This is a genomic window from Panacibacter microcysteis (assembly GCF_015831355.1).
Classification (GTDB): domain Bacteria; phylum Bacteroidota; class Bacteroidia; order Chitinophagales; family Chitinophagaceae; genus Panacibacter; species Panacibacter microcysteis.
In genome coordinates, this window is record NZ_JADWYR010000002.1 from 185,269 (window position 1) to 208,216 (window position 22,948).

Annotated in this window: 18 protein-coding genes; 4 read left to right on the plus strand and 14 right to left on the minus strand. The window is 41.6% G+C overall.

Translation table 11 applies throughout. The annotated features are described in order from the left end of the window. Positions 1 to 24: 24 nt before the first annotated feature. The 5 genes from I5907_RS12760 to I5907_RS12780 all read right to left on the minus strand — a co-directional run bounded on the left by I5907_RS12760 (position 25) and on the right by I5907_RS12780 (position 5,875). Positions 25 to 918, minus strand: a complete 894-nt coding sequence (locus tag I5907_RS12760) for a branched-chain amino acid transaminase (RefSeq protein ID WP_196991203.1) — start codon at positions 916 to 918, stop codon at positions 25 to 27. A gap of 353 nt (positions 919 to 1,271) precedes the next feature. After that, positions 1,272 to 2,387, minus strand: a complete 1,116-nt coding sequence (gene leuB, locus I5907_RS12765; protein ID WP_196991204.1) for a 3-isopropylmalate dehydrogenase — start codon at positions 2,385 to 2,387, stop codon at positions 1,272 to 1,274. 40 nt (positions 2,388 to 2,427) lie between these two features. Continuing rightward, positions 2,428 to 3,885: an ATP-binding cassette domain-containing protein gene (locus I5907_RS12770; protein WP_196991205.1), complete on the minus strand. Its 1,458-nt coding sequence runs from the start codon at positions 3,883 to 3,885 to the stop codon at positions 2,428 to 2,430. Further along, complete coding sequence (locus I5907_RS12775; protein ID WP_196991206.1) at positions 3,885 to 4,568, minus strand: class I SAM-dependent methyltransferase; 684 nt, start codon at positions 4,566 to 4,568, stop codon at positions 3,885 to 3,887. Before I5907_RS12775 ends, I5907_RS12770 begins: the two co-directional genes overlap by 1 nt. Before the next feature lie 137 nt (positions 4,569 to 4,705). After that, positions 4,706 to 5,875 (minus strand): 2-isopropylmalate synthase, encoded by a 1,170-nt coding sequence (locus tag I5907_RS12780; protein ID WP_196991207.1) that lies wholly within the window; start codon positions 5,873 to 5,875, stop codon positions 4,706 to 4,708. Between the two features lie 198 nt (positions 5,876 to 6,073). Here I5907_RS12780 and I5907_RS12785 point away from each other — a divergent pair, with 198 nt between their 5' ends. Then, the gene (locus tag I5907_RS12785; protein WP_196991208.1) at positions 6,074 to 7,633 is read left to right on the plus strand and encodes a hypothetical protein; all 1,560 of its coding nucleotides are present in this window, start codon (positions 6,074 to 6,076) and stop codon (positions 7,631 to 7,633) included. Positions 7,634 to 7,756: 123 nt separating this feature from the next. Here the strand turns inward: I5907_RS12785 and I5907_RS12790 are convergent, their stop codons facing one another. The 4 genes from I5907_RS12790 to I5907_RS21920 all read right to left on the minus strand — a co-directional run bounded on the left by I5907_RS12790 (position 7,757) and on the right by I5907_RS21920 (position 11,179). Next, a complete protein-coding gene (locus tag I5907_RS12790) occupies positions 7,757 to 7,933 on the minus strand; it encodes a hypothetical protein (RefSeq protein ID WP_196991209.1) in 177 nt (58 codons plus the stop codon). 155 nt (positions 7,934 to 8,088) lie between these two features. Next, positions 8,089 to 8,571, minus strand: a complete 483-nt coding sequence (locus I5907_RS12795) for a GNAT family N-acetyltransferase (protein ID WP_196991210.1) — start codon at positions 8,569 to 8,571, stop codon at positions 8,089 to 8,091. Between the two features lie 11 nt (positions 8,572 to 8,582). Next, entirely contained in the window at positions 8,583 to 10,472 is a 1,890-nt protein-coding gene (locus I5907_RS12800) for an Nramp family divalent metal transporter (protein WP_196991211.1), read from the minus strand. Positions 10,473 to 10,510: 38 nt separating this feature from the next. Then, the gene (locus I5907_RS21920; protein WP_196991212.1) at positions 10,511 to 11,179 is read right to left on the minus strand and encodes an iron dependent repressor, metal binding and dimerization domain protein; all 669 of its coding nucleotides are present in this window, start codon (positions 11,177 to 11,179) and stop codon (positions 10,511 to 10,513) included. Positions 11,180 to 11,258: 79 nt separating this feature from the next. Here I5907_RS21920 and I5907_RS12810 point away from each other — a divergent pair, with 79 nt between their 5' ends. Then, complete coding sequence (locus I5907_RS12810) at positions 11,259 to 12,227, plus strand: hypothetical protein (protein ID WP_196991213.1); 969 nt, start codon at positions 11,259 to 11,261, stop codon at positions 12,225 to 12,227. A 210-nt stretch (positions 12,228 to 12,437) separates the two neighbouring features. Continuing rightward, positions 12,438 to 13,274, plus strand: a complete 837-nt coding sequence (locus I5907_RS12815) for an MBL fold metallo-hydrolase (protein WP_196991214.1) — start codon at positions 12,438 to 12,440, stop codon at positions 13,272 to 13,274. Positions 13,275 to 13,276: 2 nt separating this feature from the next. On the opposite strand, the gene I5907_RS12820 is transcribed toward I5907_RS12815, so the two are convergent. The 4 genes from I5907_RS12820 to I5907_RS12835 all read right to left on the minus strand — a co-directional run bounded on the left by I5907_RS12820 (position 13,277) and on the right by I5907_RS12835 (position 21,548). After that, complete coding sequence (locus tag I5907_RS12820; protein WP_196991215.1) at positions 13,277 to 18,598, minus strand: CHAT domain-containing protein; 5,322 nt, start codon at positions 18,596 to 18,598, stop codon at positions 13,277 to 13,279. Positions 18,599 to 19,130: 532 nt separating this feature from the next. Next, a complete protein-coding gene (locus I5907_RS12825; RefSeq protein WP_196991216.1) occupies positions 19,131 to 19,268 on the minus strand; it encodes a hypothetical protein in 138 nt (45 codons plus the stop codon). A 187-nt stretch (positions 19,269 to 19,455) separates the two neighbouring features. Next, positions 19,456 to 19,845 carry a GtrA family protein gene (locus tag I5907_RS12830; protein WP_196991217.1) on the minus strand — a complete coding sequence of 130 codons (390 nt, stop codon included), beginning with the start codon at positions 19,843 to 19,845 and terminating at the stop codon, positions 19,456 to 19,458. 44 nt (positions 19,846 to 19,889) lie between these two features. Continuing rightward, positions 19,890 to 21,548 (minus strand): ArnT family glycosyltransferase, encoded by a 1,659-nt coding sequence (locus tag I5907_RS12835; RefSeq protein WP_196991218.1) that lies wholly within the window; start codon positions 21,546 to 21,548, stop codon positions 19,890 to 19,892. A gap of 256 nt (positions 21,549 to 21,804) precedes the next feature. On the opposite strand from I5907_RS12835, the gene I5907_RS12840 reads away from it, so the two are divergent. Continuing rightward, positions 21,805 to 22,329 (plus strand): hypothetical protein, encoded by a 525-nt coding sequence (locus I5907_RS12840; protein WP_196991219.1) that lies wholly within the window; start codon positions 21,805 to 21,807, stop codon positions 22,327 to 22,329. Between the two features lie 136 nt (positions 22,330 to 22,465). On the opposite strand, the gene I5907_RS12845 is transcribed toward I5907_RS12840, so the two are convergent. After that, a complete protein-coding gene (locus tag I5907_RS12845) occupies positions 22,466 to 22,945 on the minus strand; it encodes an OsmC family protein (protein WP_196991220.1) in 480 nt (159 codons plus the stop codon). Between the last annotated feature and the right edge of the window lie 3 nt (positions 22,946 to 22,948).

Sequence of the window (22,948 nt, forward strand, 5' to 3'; positions counted from 1 at the left end):
CTTGTACTGCAGTGCTTTTTTCAGCTATGCCTCTACTACAATGTCTGCTTCAGTAACTCTGGCCGAATAAGCCTGCTGAATTTTTCGGCTCACTGTTTCTTTCCAGTTTTTTTTGAATGGGATATCATCAAAACTTTCCCAGCCAATAACTTCGGCAGCTGTGCCGCAAAAGAATGCGGCATCTGCATCTTTTACCTCTGCCAGTGTTATTTGTTTTTCTTCGGCTTCAATGCCAAGTTCATGGCATAATTCTAAAACGGTAGCCCTGGTAATGCCCGGAAGTATATTGCCCGTAGCAGGTGTAAACAGCTTGCCATCTTTTTCATAAAACATGTTTGCACCAACACCTTCGGCAACATAGCCATTCATATCTGTCAGCAGCGCTTCATCGTAACCGTTTGCTTTTGCTTCCTGGCTTGCCAGTATAGAGTTTACATAATGACCGCTTGCTTTGGCAGTAATTTTAAAAGCTTTTGGATTGGGCCTTTGAAAAGAAGAGGTCATAATGCGCAACAGCTTTTCACCGAAGAAAGGTGCCATTTCCCAAACTTCTATTACAATATAAGAGACATCATTTTTTACGAAGCTCATATTTACCGGTGCGTATACAACAGGTCTTATATAGGCATTGTCAAGATTATTACGTTGTAACACTTCATAAGTTGCATTGATAAGTGTTTCATTGCTCCAGGTGTAAGGCATGTTTATAGCCCGGGCTGAGTTTCTCAGTCGGTCGAAATGTTCTTCAGCCTTGAATATTTTGGTTTCACCACCTGTCGTTTTATAGGAGCGTATACCTTCAAAAACGGCGTAGCCATAATGCAAAGACTGGCTGTAAAAATCCATTTTGGCTTCAGATGCCTTTACAAACTCCCCGTTTAACCAGAGTATGGTTTCATTGTTGTAGTATGCTGCCATAATTTTATTTTTTCTTTGTTGATAATGTGTAAAAAATCGTCACTGGATTTTGTGTTGTTCAACAGCCTTACTCCATGAGATGCGTTGCCCGCATCGTTTAGTTCCAACCCAACATTATAACAAAAAACCCGCCTCTCGGAGGCGGGTCTATGAAAAGCTGTTATTGTTTTACATGCAGGAACCACCTCTGTTGAAAGCAGGAATAACGACAACGACTACCAGAAGCAGTGCCACAATGTTGCTGATATAATTATTGCTTTTGAACATCAAAAAAAAAGTGATTGATGCGAATATACACCCACCATTATTACAAACAAAGAACTATTTCAAACTGTAAACTTTTATGTTACAGTTTATATGATCGTTGACTTTCTCAACTCAATATTGTTAAGGTTTACTTCGCCGGTTATTTTGTTGGTTATAAAATCTGCAACAAGGTCGCCGATTGTAGAAGTAAAATAGAAATTGATCGGATCAATGTCTTTTGTTACGAAACGGTTTTGCAATGTCCATTGTACGGCTTGCCTTACCACAGCAGCTTCTTCGTGCATTTGCATATATTCCAACATCATTGCTGTTGAGAGTATTGAACCTAGCGGGTTCGCAATATCTTTCCCTGCGGCCTGCGGGTAAGAACCATGAATAGGCTCAAACATTGCTGTACCCGCACCAACAGATGCGGAAGGAGAAAGGCCAAGAGATCCTGTTAAAACGCTGGCCTCATCGCTTAAAATATCCCCAAACATATTTTCCGTCAAAATCACATCAAACTGTTGGGGATTGAGAATGATTTGCATGGCAGCATTATCAACGAACATGTAGTCAACTGATACATTCGGGTATTGTAACGCAACCTGTTTAACAACCTTTCTCCATAGCCTGGATGTTTCAAGAACATTTGCTTTATCAACCAGTGTAACTTTATGTTTGCGGTTGCCTGCAAATTCAAAGGCCAGCTTTGCAATGCGTACAATTTCATCTGTTGAGTAAATGCACTCGTCGAGCGCTATATTTTCATCTGCACTCAATTCTTTTTTGCCAAAGTAAATGCCGCCTGTCAGTTCCCTGAATATGATGAAATCTATGTTTTCGAGATGTTTCGGTTTTAAAGGGGAAAGATGTTGTAAAGAACTGTAGGTCGTTATCGGCCTGATATTGGCATAAAGCTGCAATACTTTGCGCAGCTTCAGTAAGCCCTGCTCGGGCCGTACCCGGGCGGAGGGGTCATTGTCATATTTCGGATGACCGATTGCTCCAAATAAAACAGCGTCACTGTTCAGGCAGGCAGCAATGGTCGCATCAGGCAGTGGTTCTCCTGTTTTGTCAATTGCATCTGCTCCCATTAAGCAATAGTGGTAATTGAATTCATGGTCGTAACGGTCTGCAATTGCGTTAAGCACTTTTACAGACTGTGCAGTAACTTCCGGACCTATACCGTCTCCGTTTATAACTGTAATGTTTTTTTTCATTGTGCGCTCCAATAACCCATACAGGGGTATTATGCAGCCGTTATGCTATAGCGGTTTGCCTGTTTAATGAATAGATAGTTTGCCTTCCTTCTTTTAACGCGATCACTTTGTTGATACATGCCGGAATTTCGTTCTCGTAATGGCTTATGTAGATCAGTGTTTTATTCAACTGCACACATAAGGTATCAATTAAATGAACGAAATGTTGTGTCTGATTTTCATCAAGGCCCTGGCATGGTTCATCTAAAAGAAGCAATGGCGGATCTTTTACTAAAGCCCTTAACAGCAAAGTCAATCGTTGCTCACTCGCTGAAATTGTTGAGAGAGGCTTTTGGGTCACATGAGAAAGTCGTAAAAGATCCAACCATTGTTCAATGATGTTATGTTGAATTGTACTAAGTTTTCTGAAGAGGCCAATCGTGTCAAAAAAACCTGACCCGATTGCATCGTGAACAGTAATGGTGCTGTTAAAGTACCATTGCAGTTCCGGCGATACAAAGCCGATATTTTTTTTTACATCCCAGATGCTTTCTCCCGAACCTCTTTTTTTATCGAACAGGTAAATGTTGTTTGCATAGGCCTGCGGATTATCTCCGTATACAAGGCTTAGCAAAGTTGATTTACCGGCACCATTGTGACCTTTCAATAACCAATGTTCTCCTTTTTTTACAGTCCAGGTTATATTGCTCAGTATTTGTTTATCGCCATATGTTACACAAACATTCTCCATGCAGATAGCATTGGTGAAATATTTTTCTTCCTGTTGTGGTAATTTTGGAAAGTGATATATAGGTGTAAATGTATGTTGCTTTCCGGCAAATGAATGATTCATTTCTTCTGCGGGGCCAAAGTAAACCAGTTTTCCCGCTTCAAGGTTAGCAATGTGTGTAATGCAACACGGTATTTCATGCCCTTCTGTGATGCAGATAATTTGTGTGCCGCCTTTTGCTGCAGACCATAAAATGTTGTTTAGTTTCTGCCTGCTTTTGCTATCCAGACCTACAAAAGGCTCGTCCAGTATTAATACAGATGCTGGTGCAAGCAATGCTTTTACCAGTTGAAAACGTTTATGCTCGCCACTTGATAACTGCAATAAGGGGGCATGCTTCCTGTGTGACAGCTGTAACTCATCTAATAATCCATTGATTTTTTGCTCCTCTGCTGTAACCTTCACCAGTTCTTCCCAAACAGAAAGTGCGTCGTCATTGTCGAAACTGTTATAACGCTGCTGGTAATAAAAATCCTGTGTGTTTGACTTTGTTTTGAAATGGTAATGCTGTTCTACAAAATGCAACGTGGTACCGGCACAAAATACAATACTGCCATGATGAAATATTTTACCCGCCAGTGCTTTGGCCAACATTGTTTTACCGCTGCCTGATGCGCCGGTGATGGCAAGGTGTTGCTGCTTGTATAACGTAAATGAAATATCATTCAGCAGGGTTTGACCTTGTAGTTGTATACTGAGATTGTTTACTATGACAGATGATTGCTGCATTATTTTTTTCCGGCAAAAACTACAAAATTGAAATATTGATAATAACAGTTGGCCTGCCTGAAGCCAGCCTGTCTTAGCCAGCTTAACTGGTCGTTCAACGGCGCCATGATATCGAGTTGTATTCTTTTGTAAGCACTTTGTTTGGCCTCTGTTGTAAGTGGTGAGTTTTCTACTTTTTTCTTCCAGTTACCGCGATAGATATCATCAGCTTCTTTTGTACCGCCTTCTACCTGGTCTGCATTGATGAACCATCCACCGGGTTTCAGTGCTTTATAAATTTTGCTGAAGAGTTCTTTTTTCAGCGCATGCTCAAGATGGTGAATGGCAAGCCCGGAAACGATAAGATCGTATGTGCTTTTACCCAGATCTGCAGTGGAAAAATCGGCAATGATATATTCAAAATTTTCCTGTTGCTGAAACCGTTCTTTTGCTTTAGTGAGCATATCTTCTGAAAGATCTACCAATGTAAAAGATGCGGCGGGATATTTTTCGTAGAAGAATGCGCTCATTAAACCTGTGCCTGCGCCTACATCGAGCACTTTTTTTACATCTTTGATTTCTTCTGACAGCTCCAGCGGTATAGTATAAAAGTCATTGAAGCATGGAATAAGATGCCTGCGCTGGGCATCGTATTTTTCAGATACAGCTTTAAATTCTTTTTGTATGTTGAATTTTGAGGCCATGTGTTTTGAACGTGAGACGTTAAGCGTGAATCGTGCTGCAGTGCGCCGGCCGGTTACTGCTGATACATGCACTGCAGTACAAGTGTGCGACGCAAGAAAAGCCCAACGCTTATTTTGCAGTTGGGCTCATTATTATCTTACACTTCTACTGTTTGCTGTTTGTATTGTTTTGCCATTTCATGCAGGTCATCATCTTCTACTTCCTTCTTCCTGTCTGCTACCTGCAAAAATTCCTGGTATAATACATCTACATCATTGCGTGTGTACTGGTAACCTAATTTCTGAAAACGATGTGCCAGAGCACTGCGCCCGCTGCGTGCAGTTAACACAATCTTTGAACCGCCTGCGCCTACCTCTTCCGGTGTGATGATCTCGTAGGTTTGGGAATCTTTCAAAAATCCATCCTGGTGTATACCGCTGCTGTGTGCGAATGCATTGCTGCCAACAATTGCTTTGTTGGGCTGCACGGGCATGCGCATTGTTTCACTAACAAGGCGGCTCATCGGGTTGAGCTTTTGTGATTGCACATTGGTGTATAAACCGAGTGAATGGTGCTGTTTGATTACCATTACAACTTCTTCAAGAGATGTATTACCGGCACGCTCTCCAAGCCCGTTAATGGTGCATTCTATTTGTCCTGCACCGGCAATTACTCCTGCGATCGAGTTGGCTGTGGCTAAGCCAAGATCATTGTGGCAATGGCATGAAATCGTAGCTTTATCAATGTTGGGAACATTGTTAACAAGGTATGCTATTTTCTCACCGTACTGGTGTGGTAAGCAGTAGCCTGTTGTATCAGGAATGTTTACTACAGTGGCGCCTGCGGCAATCACTGCTTCAACAACTCTTGCAAGATAATCATTGTCTGTACGGCCTGCATCTTCTGCATAAAACTCTACATCATCTACAAAATTCTTTGCCCATTTTACGCATTGAATGGCGCGTTGTAAAATGTCTTCGCGGTTGGAGTTGAATTTAGATTTAATGTGAAAATCTGATGTGCCTATACCGGTGTGTATGCGTGGGCGTGCTGCATATTTAAGTGCATCTGCCGCTACTTCTATATCTTTTTGCACCGCACGGCTAAGGCCTGCTACGGTGGCGCGTTTAATTACTTTGGTTATCTCACGAACGGAATTAAAATCGCCGGGGCTGGAAATGGGAAAACCGGCTTCAATAATGTCTACACCAAGATCTTCGAGGGCAATGGCTAATTCGATCTTTTCTTTGGTGTTTAATTTGCAACCCGGCACCTGCTCGCCGTCTCTTAAAGTAGTGTCGAAAATATCTATCTTTTTTCCCGGCATATGGATATTTTAAAATAAAAAATGCAGACTGCTTAATTTTGGATTGCCTGCCATTATATTTAAGCAGCCTGCAAGATCAAATGTAATATTGGTCTTAGTGCTTAAAAAGTCAAATTAACGGTGATTATACGGTATATAACACGTTGTAAATATGCTAAAATGCTGTTGTAGCAAGGGTTTTTAAAAAAGAGAATTACGATGCCTAACAGGAGTACAGACCAACTTTTTCAACTGATAAAATCACTGGATAAGGGTGAAAAACGCTCTTTTAAGCTGTATATGAAGCGATCGGGTGGGGAAGACCTGAAAATTATCCAGCTTTTTGATGCCCTGGATAAAATGGAAGATTATGATGAAAAACTGCTCCTTAGCAGGAATAAAAGTATTATGAAGCAACAGCTTTCTAATATGAAAGCGAGCTTGTACAAACAATTGTTAGCGAGCCTGAGGCAGGTAAGGGATGAACATAATATAGATATACAACTCAATGAGCAAATGGGGTATGCCCGCATCCTGTACAATAAAGGTCTGTACCACCAGGCGCTTAAGCTGCTCGATAAAATAAAACTAACCGCAAAGGCAAACAACCAGGTTACATTCCAGCTACAGGTATTGTTTTTTGAAAAGAAAATCGAAGCACTGCACATTACAAGAAGTATAGAAAACAGGGCAGAGCAGTTGAGCCATGAGGTAGATGAGGTAAATGCTCACCTATCGTTAATGAGCAGGCTCTCTAATCTTTCTTTGCAACTATATAGCTGGTACATTAAACTCGGGCATGCAAGAGATGAGAAAGATGTGGCCGCAGTAAAAATGTTTTTCGAGGCCAACCTGCCACCATGCAATGTAAAAGGCATGCAGTTTTACGAAAAAATGTATCTGTACCAAAGCTATTGCTGGTATGGGTTTATCCTGCAGGATCTGCTGATGTATTACCGGTATGCACAGAAATGGGTAGACATTTTTGAGCAGGAGCCTTTTATGAAAAAGGTGGAAGCTGTGCAATATATAAAAGCTATACACAATTTGCTGAGTGCGCATTTCGATACTAACAACTATACAAAGTTCAACGAAGCATTGAACCTTTTTGAAAACTTCTCTCATTCAGAAGACGCGAATCTCAATGCCAATGTGCAGATACAAACTTTTGTATACCTCAATATAGCCCGCATCAACAAACATTTCCTGGAAGGTACTTTCTCAAAAGGCCTGGAACTGGTTCCTGAAATAGAGGAGAAACTGAAAGAATATCATTTACAACTCGACCGCCACAGGATACTGGTATTCTATTATAAAATTGCCTGCCTGTATTTTGGCAGCGGAGACAATGAAAAGGCTATCGATTACCTAAACCGCATCATCAACTGGAAGGTTGACCTGCGTACCGATCTGCAATGCTATGCCCGCCTGCTGCATCTGATAGCGCATTATGAACTGGGTAATTACCAGTTGCTCGAGTACCTCATAAAATCTGTTTATCGCTTTATGGCCAATATGAAAAACCTGAGCGTGGTAGAAGAAGAGATATTCAGGTTTTTAAGAAAGTCGTTTTCGCTGGCACCAAATAAAATGATTCCTGCATTTAAATCTTTAAAAGAAAAACTGCAGCGCTACGAAGGCAACCCGCTGGAAACACGGTCGTTTATGTACCTCGATATTATTGCATGGCTGGAAAGTAAAATTAAAAACGTACCGGTACAACAGGTAAGGAGAGAGCGTTATAAAGTTGGCAGAAAGGCTAAGGCGCTATCGGCGTAAGTTTTGGTTGCCGGCTTTTGTACAGGTGGCATCGCCTGTTGTGTCACTCACTTGTGCGTTCTGTTCTTTTTGCAACACGCCGGGCACAGTCTTGTACTGTTTAAACCTTACCGTAAAAATTATTCAATGCTGCTGATCTTTTCCTTTGTTGGAAAGCACCCAATCAATAAAAAACAATGCCGGTACGCAAATGATCATCACGATATGTGGAATGTAACTTTTACGGTGCGAAAAAAAGAGGAACAGGCTGTAGGCAAAAAATAAAATAGCAGCAGCAATGCGGGTTTCTTTATTACGCATCTTGAAGGTTTAGGTTTGAAATTGAGGTACGAATATAATTGTCAAAAAATTGCAGAAAAAATTTTGGCGGATTTATTCTTCGCACAGCCGAATATTGTTGTTGCAGTTGAAGAGTGCGACGCAACAGGTGCTACATACTTATTCTTTTGCCTGGCTCATAATATTTTTTTCATCCATATGTCGCAACCAAAGTGCCCTGAATTACCGAGCGGGCCATCCAGGTATTTAAAACCAAGTTGCTCATACATACCTACTGCTGTGCTTAACTCGGGCATCGTTTCAAGATACATACTTGCATAACCCATTTCTTTAGCTGCTGCAAAGCAATGTTGCATTAACGCTTTACCAATGCCTTTGCCACGTGCTTTGGCAGACAAATAGATCTTTACCAGCTCGCAGCAGCCGGCAGGTAAACCTGCGGTTGGGAAGATGCCGCTGCCACCTGCCACCTTGCCATTTAATGTTGCAATAAAATACACTGCACCGGTAGTTTGAAAAAGTGTATAAAGATCATCAGTGGTAGGGTCGTAATATACAGTGCCGGGCTTGTTGGCTTTAAACTCTGTAAGCACTGCCCTTATAATGGAAGCAATGATTGCATTGTCTGCCTGCTTAAGTTTTCTGATTGAAAAATTCATGTTGCAATATGCTAACTGATGATTAAAACCGGGATAGAAATTTTATGCCTTACATGGTCAACTGTTTCTCCATAAAGGATATCCTTTAAGCCACTGTGTTTATGTGCACCCATGACCAGCATGTCTGCCTTTGCCTCCTGCACAATGCGCACAATTTCCTGCACCCTGTTATTGTAACCAAGATAAATTTCTGTTTTATAACCCAGGTCTTTTAATTCTGCCGCGTATTGCTTTAAGCGTTCCATGTCTTTTCGCGTTTCGTAATCGTCAGAAGATTCTCCTGCATACTTTGCTGAAGCTGTTTCCACGATATGTAAAAGGATATACACAGCATTCTTTTTTTGTTGCGCCACAGCATTGGCTATCAGTTTTTCATCATTGCTGCTAAAATCGAGCGCTACTGCAATTTTGCCGGGTTCCTGTATGTCTGCAATATGCAGCATTCTTTCCTGGCCATGTATATCGATTGCTGCATACTGGTTTTGTTTTTGCCGGTGTTTTTTAATGAACGGCAAAAGGGTCATTGCTACAAAGAGCCACGTGAAAAGTATCCAGCCTATGCCAATCAGTATTTTGGTAATAACTGCACCTTCTCCGTTGAATATTTCCCACGAGCCTTCTGCAACGAGTTTTACATTGAGGAATACGAGAATAAAAGCAACCATCCACGATAAGATCTTTACTGGTGTCTTAATAGCAAAGCTGCCCATTTTTGATTTGTCACTCACAAAATGAATAAGTGGTATAATGGCAAAACCCAGTTGAAGGCTTAATATAACCTGGCTAAGTACCAGTAAAGCATCCAACTCTTCATCACCATAAATAACGATGACCAACACGGCAGGAATGATTGCAATAAGTCTTGTAAGCAATCTCCTGATCCATGGATTGATGCGCAGGTGAAGGTAACCTTCCATTACTATCTGCCCGGCCAAGGTGCCCGTAACAGTAGAGCTTTGGCCCGCAGCAATCAAGGCTACGGCAAACAGTATGGGAGCAAGCGTGGTGCCCAGCATTGGTTGCAGCAATGCGTGTGCGTCTTCAATTTTTGCTACTTCTGTATTGCCGGAAGTATAAAACACCGATGCAGCCAGGATAAGTATCGCAGCATTTACGAAGAATGCTGCATTGAGAGCAATGGTTGTATCAAACAAATTGAAACGCAATGCCCGTTTTATACTGCTGTCGTCTGGTTTTATCTTCCTGGTTTGTACCAGCGCCGAATGCAGGTATAGATTATGTGGCATTACCGTTGCGCCTATTATACCGACAGCAATATACAATGCATCACCCGTGAGGTAAGACGGAACGAAGCCTTTCACCACTTCGCCCAGGTGAGGTCTTGCGAAAATGAGTTCTATGAGGAATGAAATGCCAATGACGGCAACGAGTGCCACTATGAAAGCTTCCATTTTACGCATGCCATATTTCTGCAGCACGAGCAGGAGAAAAGTGTCCAGCACGGTAATACAAACCCCGGCCAGCATAGGCAGGCCTGTAAGCAGGTGTATACCGATGGCCATACCCAATACCTCTGCAAGATCGCACGCTGCGATTGCCAGTTCTGCCAGTGCGTATAAACAAAAATTAATGATGCGGGGGTACTCTTCGCGGTTGGCCTGTGCAAGATCTCTTCTCCTTACAATGCCAAGTCTTGCACTAAGGCTCTGTAACAGCAGGGCCATCAGGTTGCTCATTACAAGTACCCAGATAAGCTGGTAGCCAAATTTTGCACCGCCCTGCAGGTCGGTGGCCCAGTTACCAGGGTCCATATAACCAACACTTACCAGGTAAGCGGGACCAAGATAAGGCAAAAATCTCCGGATGCCTTTGCGTGGTTTTGTTGTATCAATCGATTCGTGCACCTCACTTAAAGAAGTATCATTGTGGAGTCTTTCCATTGGTTTATTATGCTTTTTTTATTGCCGGCTCAATTGTTCTAGTCAACATATTTTACAAAAAGTGATCTTGCCAACTGTTCGCTGATGGCCATGGCCTGATGATTCCGGACCTTTATCTCGATCGAATTGTCAAAGCTGAATTTCTTTTTTACTTCGAGTACCGTTCCGATCCGTATGTTCTTATGTTTTAACAGTTCGAGCAATTCTGAAGACTGGTTGCCAACCGAGGTTACCTGTGCTGCAGTATTGAACGTTACTTCCATAAGGTTGACCTGTGGTAACTGGCTCATTCTGCCGTTGCTGTCTGGTATAGGATCTCCATGAGGATCGAACCGTGGATGATTTAAAAAGGCATCAAGTTTTTCAATCAGTTCTTTACTGCTTACATGTTCCAGTTCTTCTGCTATGTCGTGCACCTCATCCCAGCCGAACTGTAATTTTTCAACGAGAAAATATTCCCAGAGCCTGTGTTTTCTGATGATGCCCAGTGCTACTTTTTTCCCGCTGTTATTAAGCTGGAATTCTTTGTAGGGTTCGTAATTGACAATTTTTTTAGTGCTTAGCTTTTTAAGCATATCAGTAATAGATGCAGGTTTTGCTTTTAAAGCAGCGGCCAGCTCGTTGGTGGTGGTATAGCCGGTCGGTTGCTGCAAATGATAAATATGCTTAATATAATTCTCTTCTGTAACAGTAAAATTAGGCGGCACTGAAAAATAATTTAGACAAATCTAAAAAATGGTCGTGGTTTTGTCTTATTAAAAATTTATTTTTATCAAAATATTTTACATGCCAAGGAGCTTTGCCTTTATATGCCTTCTTTTTTTATGCTTTTCGTGTAAAGACGAAAAAGCATCATTGTCGGGCAATGATCCGGTAGATATTAAAGATTTTCTTGCAGCATTTCCAGCAATGAAAGTGCCGCGTTCGATAGCTGATACCGGCATTGCGCGTATAACTGATACGACAAGCATTAGTTATGCCGTTTTTTCATCATTTGTACCAGACTCCGCCCTTGTTGTTCTAATGGGCAAAAATGTAAGCAAAAGCGCTATTAAAGCTGTTGGGAAGATTGAGAAAGGAGAGGAAACCTACCTGCTGGTAAACTTTACGCAAAATAAAAAAGCCACTTTAGCGACATTCCTGCTGGATAAGAAAGCTGTTTATAAAGGAGGACTTGTGCTTTTGAAACAGGGCTCGAAAGATGGTTATAATCATGCGGTAAACATAACATCTGAGCCAACATTTATCATCAGCAAAGAAAAAATTGCGGGCAATGAGTTGTTGTACACAAGAAACGGTTATGCATATAACAGCGGGTCTGCGGATTTTATAGCTGTAATGAACGACAGTAACGAGGATATTAAACGGATGAACGAGATCATTAACCCTATTGATACTTTTGCCAGGGATAACAAGCTGAGCGGTGATTATGTGCAGGATAAGAAAAACTATATTTCTGTAAGAGATGGCAGCAGCACCGGCAAATATCTTTTTTTTATTCATTTTGAAAAGAGTGGCGGCGACTGTGCAGGGGAACTTAAAGGAACAATGACCATGCAGGATGCCACACATGGCTACTTCCAGGAAAGTGGTGACCCGTGCGTAATTGACTTCAGCTTTGGAAACAATAACATTACTGTTAAAGAGCGTGGCAACTGCGGTAACCACCGTGGCATAAAATGTTTTTTTAACGACACATACCGCAAAAAGAAAGAGCCCAGGACTGCAGACAGCAGGAAAAAAGCAAATAAATAGCCATTTACTTTTGTGTAGATGAGGGAATTTTGCGAACCTCGATTTACTGAACGCTACAGTTGCCATAAAAGTGGAACCCTGAACCGAGCGTGGCAACAGGCGATGCCATGGAAAAATACCGGTGGCCACAAAAAATATTACTCAATTCTTTAGCAGAAAATTAGAAACAGTACTTTTTTAAAGGTGTATTATTGCAATTGAAACTGAAGTATGTCTTTATTTATTGCATCGTTGAATTCGGGGAGTAATGGAAATTGCTACTATGTAGGTAACAATCAAGAAGCTGTGCTGATAGATGCAGGAATTTCGTGCAGGGAAACGGAGCGGCGAATGGAAGCACTTGGTTTACAGATGCAGCATGTAAAAGCTATCTTTATATCTCACGAACATGTGGACCATATCAGCGGCCTTAAAACAATTTGTAACAGGCACCGCCTGCCGGTTTATATAACCAACGGTACTTTGCAATATAGCAAGCTTGGTTTTTCTAACAGTACATTTATTCCTTTTAGCGCGGCTGATCGGGTTTCGGTGGGAGGGCTAAGTATTCATGCTTTCAAAAAATGTCATGACGCCAATGACCCGCACAGTTTTATAGTAGAATGCAATGGTATAAGGATTGGCGTATTTACAGATATTGGGATAGCCTGCGACAATGTAGTGCATCATTTTAAGCAATGCCATGCAGCCTTCCTGGAAGCCAACTATGATGAAGCAATGCTGGCCAGCGGCCGCTATCCTTATTACCTGAAAAGGCGCATTACGGGTGGCAACGGGCACTTATCCAACAGGCAGGCATTTGAGCTTTTTGTAAACCACAGACCGTCTTACATGACACACCTGATATTGTCTCACCTTTCAAAAAATAATAATGACCCTGCGCTTGTGGAAGCATTGTTCAGGCCATACGCGCAACAGCTAAACATTGTTGTGGCAAGCAGGTTTGAAGCTTCTTCGCTTTATGAAGTTTCTCATGTACCATCTTCTTACACAACGGCACCTGTGCGAAAGGTAACCGGTAGTGTGCAGCAGCTTGCTATGTTTTAATGTTATTCTCCAAGCACACGTTCCAGGGTTTGCCGCAGTTCATCTATCCTGTTTTTAAGTAAAAGGGCGTGCCTGTTCTTTGTGGCCTGAAGACCATCAGCAAAGATTTCGAAGTTTTCGATCTCGGCCTTTTTTTTACCCATTGATCCTGCTTTCTTCCAGATGCGTTTGAATTTCGTTTCGAGCATTGACCAGTTTTTTTCCCGGAGCGCCTCTTCTTTTTGCAGCAGCAGGAGCAGGAAGTCCAGGGAAACGTCGTCCATCAGTTCCCAGTAATCCATATTCCTGTAGGCAGGTTTTAATGTGCGCTTCTGTTTGTTGATGCGTTCTATAACGTCGTGCACTGCTTTGCCACCAAGACTTGGTTTGCGGCCCGGTTGTTTATTCAATAAATCGCACAGGTATTGCATCATTACCTGGCTTTTAAAACCGTAAGCATTGTAGGTTTCTGCACAGGATTTCGTGTAATATTTTTCTGCATCGGTATAGGCTTTCAGTTTGGTTGCCTGGTCGGTGGCGAGGAAAGCAATACGTTTGTAAGCACTGCCGGTAAGAATATTACGATCAGAAGTAGATTTTATCTTCGACAATTGCTCCAGTTCTCCAATTACAGTTTTTATCTTTTTTATAGAAGCGTTGTGATCTCCGTTGAGCTTGTAATCTTCCACATATTTCTTACAACGAACGTTGCAATATTTTTCGAGGGCTGCAACAGAAAAACTTGCCTTTTCTGTTGCGCGCAACTCATCAAACGCTTTCACCGCTTTATCGTATTCACCCAACTCGTAATAAATCATGGCTTCAATCTCATCACTATCAGCATCGTTGATTTCAGCGATAGATTTTGCAGCTTTTATTTTTTCGAGCATATCAAGCGCCTGCTGAGTTGAATAATTTTTTGTATCAAGATCGTTTTTCAGGTTGATAAGATCGATGATTACTTCTTCGGCCATAATGTATTGCCTTGTGCCTGCCGTTTTGTTTACGGTTCTGTTGATGAGCTTATAGAAGGGATCGCCATAGCATTGGTATGCACCCCATGTGTTACTGAATGTATGGTGTTTATCGTAAATGAGCTCACGTGCTTCTTTCACAGCATCGCCAAAATTGTAGCCTGCAAACATTCTTGCATAAAACTCTTCTGCAAAATCATGCGCTGCCTGATCGGCAACTGCCCAGCCTGCTGCTACTACAGCTTTAACACCCATTTGGATCAGTTGTGTGCCAATGTTTGCAGCCAGTTTGTATTTGCTGCGGTACATATTTTCATTTGCTGCATCTACTTTGCCCAGGTGGCAACAGTTAATGAAGACAAGTTCAGGCACTGCATTCATTTGTTCTATATCGAATGCTGTCAGAAAAAGTCCGTTACCGATGACCACGCCGGAGCGTTGTGGTTGCTGTGGATTATAAAGACCATGACCTGCGATGTGAAGTATGCGATATTCGCCGGCAAACATTGCCTGAACAATTTCTGCGGCCTGCTTATTGATGAGCGTTGTTCTGGCGTAGCCATAATTATCCAGTAGTTTGTCTACGATTTCTCCTTCCTTTTTAGCGCCATCCAGTTGTGAAACAAAGCCATCAAGCTGGGGATCTGCGACAATCAGGGCGTTATCGCCGGAAACCCTTTTGATATTGAGGCGGAAATCTTTTATAGACAGCTGCCTGATCATTCCGGCATTGACACATAAAGGTTTGGCATTTGCAGCTTTATCCTGTAACAGCTCCCACGGATATGCAGCGGTTTCTTGTTCTACGATCCAGTTAATGCTGCCTTTTCTTTTAAGCCGTTCTTTGAACTCGTTTGGAATCATTAATTCGAACAGGGTTCGGGCAGATGCAGGTGACCAGTTGTTTTGGGTAGAAATTTGTTCTATAAAAAGATCAATCAGCCGTGTACCGGTAAACAATTCTTTTTCTTCTTCCCGCGCATCGCCGGTAGAAGAACTAAATATCAAGGCCGGAACTTCTGTTGAATCTTCCTTAATAGTTTTGGTTTTAACCGTGATACGGCGCCACCACTCTTCAGAAAAATCTACGGGCAACCGCTTCTTTTGCCCGAAAAGTGTCTTGATTTTTTTATTGCCAATCCTGATATTATAGAGCCTGTTTTCTTTTGTCTCAATCTTTTTAAGGGTATACATACAGTTTAATGCGCGGTCTTCGTACAATTCTATAAACTCAATGTATTGGATAAGACGGATATTATTTTTGTATAAGCCTGATACTTTGGTGTTTGCTTTATTGATGCCTTCGATGATAGACTTTACGGCGTTTTCCACACTCAGGCCGCCATACCCACAGCCAATGATGAGGGTAGATACACCGAGATCTTTACCGTCTGCGGGCTGATTATTCATATCGAGCAGGTATTTGCTGATTGCCTGTTCAATTGTTTGGGTGAGCAGGAATGGTGTCAGCGTTCCGGGTTCTCCCAGCCCTACGATAATGGCACCCGGAAAATCTGTTTCCAAGTTGTTCGCGGTGAGTGCGGCGCTTGTGCCGATCTCTCCGGGATAAATGCCAAGTGAATGTCTCGCAGAGAGTGTGCCTGTCATTTGTATATCAACAGATTTTTCTGCATATAAGATACCATCGTTCATAAAGTGACCAGCAAGCAGGGGGAATGATGCATAAGCAAGATCGCCATGACTAACTGAAATGGAAAGCGGAACATTATTGACTGGTTGTTCTTTGTTTTCTGTAATGCCCAGTATTGCTGCTTCCAGTCCTTTTTCAGAAAGGTCAAAATTGTAAATATCCGGCAAGCGAAAAAGCTTTTCATCTCCTCGAATGAGTGGCCTGCTTTTACTAATGAGATTGGTACTGCCATTTAACAGTATTTCTTCAATTCCTTCGAATAATGCTGCATCATTGGCCAGCGCTCCGTGCGTAACATTTGCATAGTAGACATTCCCGTCGTCAATCATTTTCTGAGGGATACCGCTTTCCCACGTAACACTTTGGTCTCCTTCGGCAGTGTATAAAAAGACCAGTTCGGTTCTTGGCGGAATAACATCGTTAAAATACCCGCATGCCGTGAATTTATCTTTACCGGCTATATACACCATATTCGAATAATCAATGGTGCCTTTTAATGCATTGATGTTGTTCCTGTATGCTTTGAATATTTCAAGCTGTGCAGGGGAAGGCAGGGGCCAATCACAGTCACCAAGGCTCTCCCGCATTTTTTCCCATGTTTTAATGCTGGCAAAATCATTTTGCTCATCTGTGGTAAGCGGCAGCAAACTGAGAATCCCGGGGAAATTTACAAACATGCTGATCAATTCTTTTTTTGTATGAATCCTGTCGAGCATGTTTAAAGAATTGATGATGGCATCATTACCAAAAAGTACTGCCGGAATTCTGTGAGAGCCGCCCAGCGGAGAACCAAGAAACAGTAGCCTAAATCCGGGTGACGTATTTAACTGCAGCCAGGTTTCGGGATGATTGATGATGAAATCACGCACGAGAACGCCACCCATGGAATGACCGATGATCTTAATGGGTTGACCCAGCTTTAATAGTTCCGTTATCTTGTCGTTGAAATCTTTTGCTGCGTCATTGAGCTGGCGTCTCCAATCAAAAGGGTAAATAACAACATCATAATTCGTAAGTAGACGGTCGGCCAGTTTTTTGTAAGATGTTTTGATCAGTGAAGTTGCAGTGATGGAAGTGTCTGAAGTAAACTCAAGATCTGTCAGACCACCAAAAATTGCTTTAACATAGGCCAGCCATATTTTATTGTTCTTTTTTGACAGGTTAGAACCCATAATGCCCGGTAATAAAACTACAATTGGCTTTTTTCCTGTTGGCAGATCTGGGTAGGGCTCCAGTTCTCCATATTCGATATTGAGTAAGCTTCTGTCGCTTGCAGGAACATTGTATTGCTCGACACATGTAAAACCTGGTATGTTTTTGCCATCCTCTGTTTTCAAGGCAAAAGAAATGGCTTCCCTGGTGCGGTAGTTTTTAAAGTAGCTGATATGATCGACTGCTTTTCCTTCGTCAAAAAAATACTGAATACTGCCAGCGCGCCTTGCACCCAGGTACATGGAATCTGTATTTACCACCAGGTCGTTTCTTTGCTGGTAAAACAGTTTACCCATAATTACCAGCAAAGCCCTGAAAGAGAGGCTTAGTTTTCCGTTGCCGGCAATTACAGCCAGTGTATTTCCTTCTACGGCATTTTCTTCGGTTCTGTCATTCAGTATTTTTATAAATGGCGATTCAGGCCCCATTGCTTCTATACCGGGTAAGACGCTGGTATCTTCTTTTGTTTTGATCGTGGTTGCAATGAGCTCTTTTAATATTACCGCCACATCGTTTGCATTGCGGCCAAGTAAATTGTACAGGATATTGAACACCTGGTCCAGTCTTTTTGAAGCAAGCTTTGTACCTGCAGCAGGCGCTGCTACCCGGATCAACTTTTTGAGTGTAATCTTTTTTCGGCTGAAGATGTCGTTCAACTGCCTGATACATTCAATATCGTTTACCCGGTTTTCTTTTTTGAGCAGCTGGATATTTTCTACCGAAAAACCGGGAAAGTTTTTTTTATTGTCCCTGCTGTATTTTGCAAGTATGTCTGCAATAAGCCCACCCCTGGAATGCGTAATAACATGTAGTTCTGCTCCGTCGGGAAGTTGTTTTGCGAGGGCAACAGTGTTTTCAAGCGGGCTTTTGGTAAGTGTGCGGTGTTCAAATGCAAGCACATTTTTTCCATAGGTGTTAAATATCTCGTTCCATACTTCGGCGGTTGAAAGATCTTCAAAGGCGCCTTTTGTATCGGAATTTGTTCCATGTATAAACAACAGCATTGGTTTGACCTGACCGCTTCCTGTAAATTTTTCAAACGCAAATGTTTTAGTCAGATAACTAAGCCCCTCCCGATCGCCGAGATGCGTTTTTTCTAATTTTTCAGCAAGAGCTTTTACGCTGTTACAGATGGCTTTTTTAGCAAACACCTTTAACAGTCTTGCGGCTATTTCGCCTACAATGCTTCTTTCGCCGTCTGCAGATTTGAGGGTTGGCGGTATTACGAAGCCATCTGTACTTCTTTGTAAACTTTCTGCAGCGGGGTACAGGTCATGCAGCGTTGCGCTATCGCACATCCATGTAGTGCCATCTTCAAAAGTTAGTTCGATAACTTTGTCTGAGATGTCAAGCGCCAGTTCCTGCTGAAAATCGCGGTCGTGGGGACTTAACTCGTATACTGCCTCAGGAATAAGTGTTACCGGTGATTCTGCTATCCTTGTTTCTCCACGTAAGGCGCTTTCTGTTGTAGCGACCTTACCCCTGATGATTATTTTATTGATGCTCATAAACAGGTTGCTTTAAAGATGTCATGCGGTGTAAGGACTACATAATTGCCGAGAGGTTTGGTTTCATGGTAAGCATATTATGCCGCCGGTAAAACGTGATGCGAAATCTAATGTAATAAAATTGTTTCTTAGTTGGTTGTTTTATGTGGGGATTTGTGTAGCCGGAGATTGTTGCCATATTTTCTGCAGATGAAGTGCTTGCGACGCAACAGGCGATGCCATGAAAAACCGGAGCTGGTATTCAAAAAAAGAAAGAGCCGTTTATGTAGCGACTCTTTCAGTCTGGTGTAAACCTCCGTTTATATAGAACGGATTAAGGTTGAAAAAAAGGCAATAATATGCGTAAAGCTTGTCTGTATTTTGATAGCACGAGATTACGATTTATCTAAAAAAGCAAAAACCGTTTTTTACACGTAAAAAAACGTGTAAAAAACGGTTGACGGTTACCGGAAGAATTTATAGGGCAATAAAAGTTACCCCATTTCCTTTTGACGGAACATTGGTTGCAGATGCATAAACCCTAGTAATACTTTTAGCTTAATGCGTTGCGCAGTAACGCAACAATATGGGCTTCGAGTAACTCGGGGGATAAATCGTCTTTAGGCAGGTTTATTGCACTGTTGTAGTGCTTTTTTGCAGCCTTTTCTGCTTTTGCATGATTGTTTGACATGACTGAAATCGTGTTTTTTTCGGTGTGTTTTTCGGTTATAGATCGCATAAAATACATTTTTAATATCTGTTATAAGATACGATATTACAATAAGTAAGGTTGTTAATGAATGTGATTTTTCACGCACGAAGCGGTGATTTTACACAATCATTGTGTTTTTCTTTATAAAATGTGGATAAGTGGAGTACTAGCGAAAATTGTATAGCCAGTTCGAAAAGAAATTCCAGATGAATACGCAGCCAATTGCCAATGCTTTGGCAATATAAAAACGAATTTTAAGTTTTTCGTGAAAAAAATATAGCAGGCCGTTGTTGAGCAGTAAACCGACCAGGCTAAATAAAACGAACTTACCGAACTCCGGCAGCCAGTTTTGATTGCTGTGGAAGGTCCAGTACCGGTTAATAAGATAATTATTGATTACCGCCAGCGTGAAACCACATGAATTCGCAATGTACTGGTTCCATTTAATTTTTTCTCTAACCAGCCAGGTTATGCTAAAGTCAATTACCATTCCAATAATACCGGTAATGCCAAAACGCAGCAGTTTATAGAATGTTTCTAAGTTAAATTCGTTCATCAGAATTTTTTTGAGCCAGATAATATTCGCTCATATCCTTTGTATTATTGGAGCAATTGCAACAGTACCATTTTTTTTGTTGTGTTGCTTCTTGTTGCAGGATTTAAAAACTCACCGGTGAGCATACTTATTCTAAAATAATCAAACTCGTGCAGTATGTTAAACTTGATACCTGCGTTGTTTAAACTTTCCAGTCTTTCTACACCGGTATATATAACGGCTGATTTATTTGCTACTGCAAAAGCCTTTACATCGGATGCATTGTAGAGCCAGTCAGGTTCGCCATTTGCATAAAATTCGAAGGAATGCATAAAATCCATGTACATGGCGTATGGCGCTTTGTAATTATTTTCTTTTAACCAGTTTGCTGCAGCAAGGCCGGACTGGTACTTGAAAAGGTAGGGGTACAGGCAAAAGTTTAAAAACGGGTATAAGATTATACCAAAAGCAAAGCTTCTGAATATTGTATTGATAAATATTGATTTGCCAAACAGTATGAGTGTGGCTGCTATTGCAATTAACACCAATAGAATGATGAGCCATTTATATGGCATCTGCAGAAAAATGGCCAGAAAGCTGATCAATGCTGCAGCGATAATCAGCAAAACGGTCTGTGTTATACTGATAGCTTTTTGTGCGCGGGGTGCGTTGTTCTCAAAAACTTTTACCAGGTAATCAGCAGCTATAATGGAGAAATGCGGAAATAAGATGATAATGTAGTGCGGCAGTTGAAATTTTGATAAAGAGAACAATAAAAAAGTTAATGCTGCACTTCCAAAAATAATCCATTGCGCTTTTTTTGCAAGCCGGTTATGTTTTGTAAAGAGTCTTACAATGCCTGTGTATAATATTACAGACCATGGCAAAAAAGCCCATAGCGTAGTGTGCAGGAAAAAGCTGATGTCGCCGCTGCCTTGTATGGGTCCGGTATTAAAAAATCTTCCAAACTGGCTGTCCCAAAAGAAAAATTTTATACCAGACACATTGGTGGTACCAAAAACCAGTTTTTCAGGATGTGCGTCAAACTGTGCGTAGAGGCAGTACAATTCAGGCGTAATGAATACCAGCACAAGAATAACCATAAGATACCACCTGTAATTGATAAACTCTTTCCATTCCCTGTTTATGATCCAGTACACAACAAAACCGCCTGATATGGTGAGTAGCGCAAATATGCCTTTAGTCATTACGGCACAGGCCGCCAGTAAGGCCGCCAGTAGCAGATGCGCCGGTTTTTTGTTCCGGTATACCCTGTACATGTAATAGATGCTGCCAATAGTTAGTGTTGTAAGGTAAGGTTCGGCTCTTACATCAAAGTTTGCCAGTACAGCGTGCAGGGCAATGACATAAATAAGCACAGAAACCATTGCAACCGCCTCATTGTATAGTTGCTTTGCCAGCAGGTATGTAAACCTTAAACCAACAAGCCAGAAGATAAAAGCAGGAAATTTATAAGCAAAAGAGTTGATGCCAAAAATCTTAAAACTTAAAGCCGTAATCCAAAATGGAAAATGCGGCTTGTCAAGCCAGTCATGATCATCGCCAATAAGATTGATCCAGTCATTGCTAAGCGCCATGTGTTTGGATATAGCAGCATACAATGTACCATCAGGTTCAAGTACCGCATTGAATAAACCTGTTGCATTTAACAGTACTCCAATAATAACAAGTAAAGGAAAATAACGACGTAATGTAATTTGCATTGCAGGTATTTTGCTGTGCTTAAATAGACTGCAAATTAAACGTATGCTGCAACAGTTTAAAACCTAACTATTGTGTGTTTCCTGTTAATGCACATATGCACATTTTTTTGTGGACAAACGCGGTATGCAACAAGGTAATGAATTGGTATCTTTATTGTTGCTAAAGATTGTGTCATCAATATTATCTTATTATTATCATTCTGGTCAGGCTGACGACTTCAAACATGCAATTGTAGTTTTACTAAAACAATATGCCATGAATTTATTATTACAGAACCATGAATCGTATCCCCTAAAGGATAGAAAGCAATTAAATGTAGCGTTACTGGCAGGTGGCGAAGTTGTTTTGAATATGTTATACGATGTGCCATTACATACGGCACGGCTGGAAAGCGGCGTTTCCCGCAGGATGTTTATGGTGTACAAAGAAGGTAAGCGCTTTCCTAAGCATGTTTTTAAAAATGAGTATGGGTTCGATGTTGGTATGATCGACCCGCAGGCCGCCTATAATAATTACGGATGCGTTCAGCTGTATGGCAATGCATTTTATTATAACCTCGATTTTATAAAGGAAAAAACTTTAACGCTTTCGCGTTTGCCGGATGCTCCGCCACTGCTTACCGTAAAGCTTGATAGTTACAGTGCGGGCATTAATGGTTTGCCAGACGATTACTATCATTTTTTACTGGCCAGCCTTTGCTGGTTTGTAGAGTTACCTGCAAAAGAAGAAGTGCTCAACACAAATATTTATTCAAACAAATCAGGCGCGGTGCGTGTATAACGTGTACAACGATCACATAAAAAAAGCGGCAAATAAATGTTGCCGCTTTTTTTATAATGGTACAGGCTGCATTGCTACTATTTGGCTGTTGTTGTGTCACTCACTTGTACGCCTCTGCCGCTATGCAGCAAGTGTGCTAACCTGTTGCAGCGTTAAAGACAGGTTTATGGTAAACCGGGAAGTTGACAGAGTTTGCAATAAAACAAAGTTCATTCGCTTTTTTATGTAGTGCCGTAGCTTTTTCTGCAAGCGTAATATCAGCTAATGTAATAACAGGTGCTAAAGTGATTTCCGTAAAATGCCCGCCGCCATCCGCGGTTTCAACCATTGTTCCGGCTGCATTATCAACGTATGCCGTTACCACAATGCCGGCTTCTGCACACAGGTGTAAATACCACAGCATATGGCACGATGAAACAGATGCCACCAATAACAGTTCGGGGTTGTATTTCGTTTTATCTCCCCTGAATGCGGGATCAGCGGTGCAGTATATAGCTGTTCTGTTCTCAGCTATTATGGTATGGCTTCTTTCGTAAGCTGCATATTGCGAAGTACCGGTGCCTTTGTTACCTGTCCATTGAGTGGTGATATTATAATTATGTGTGCGTGTTGTCATTGG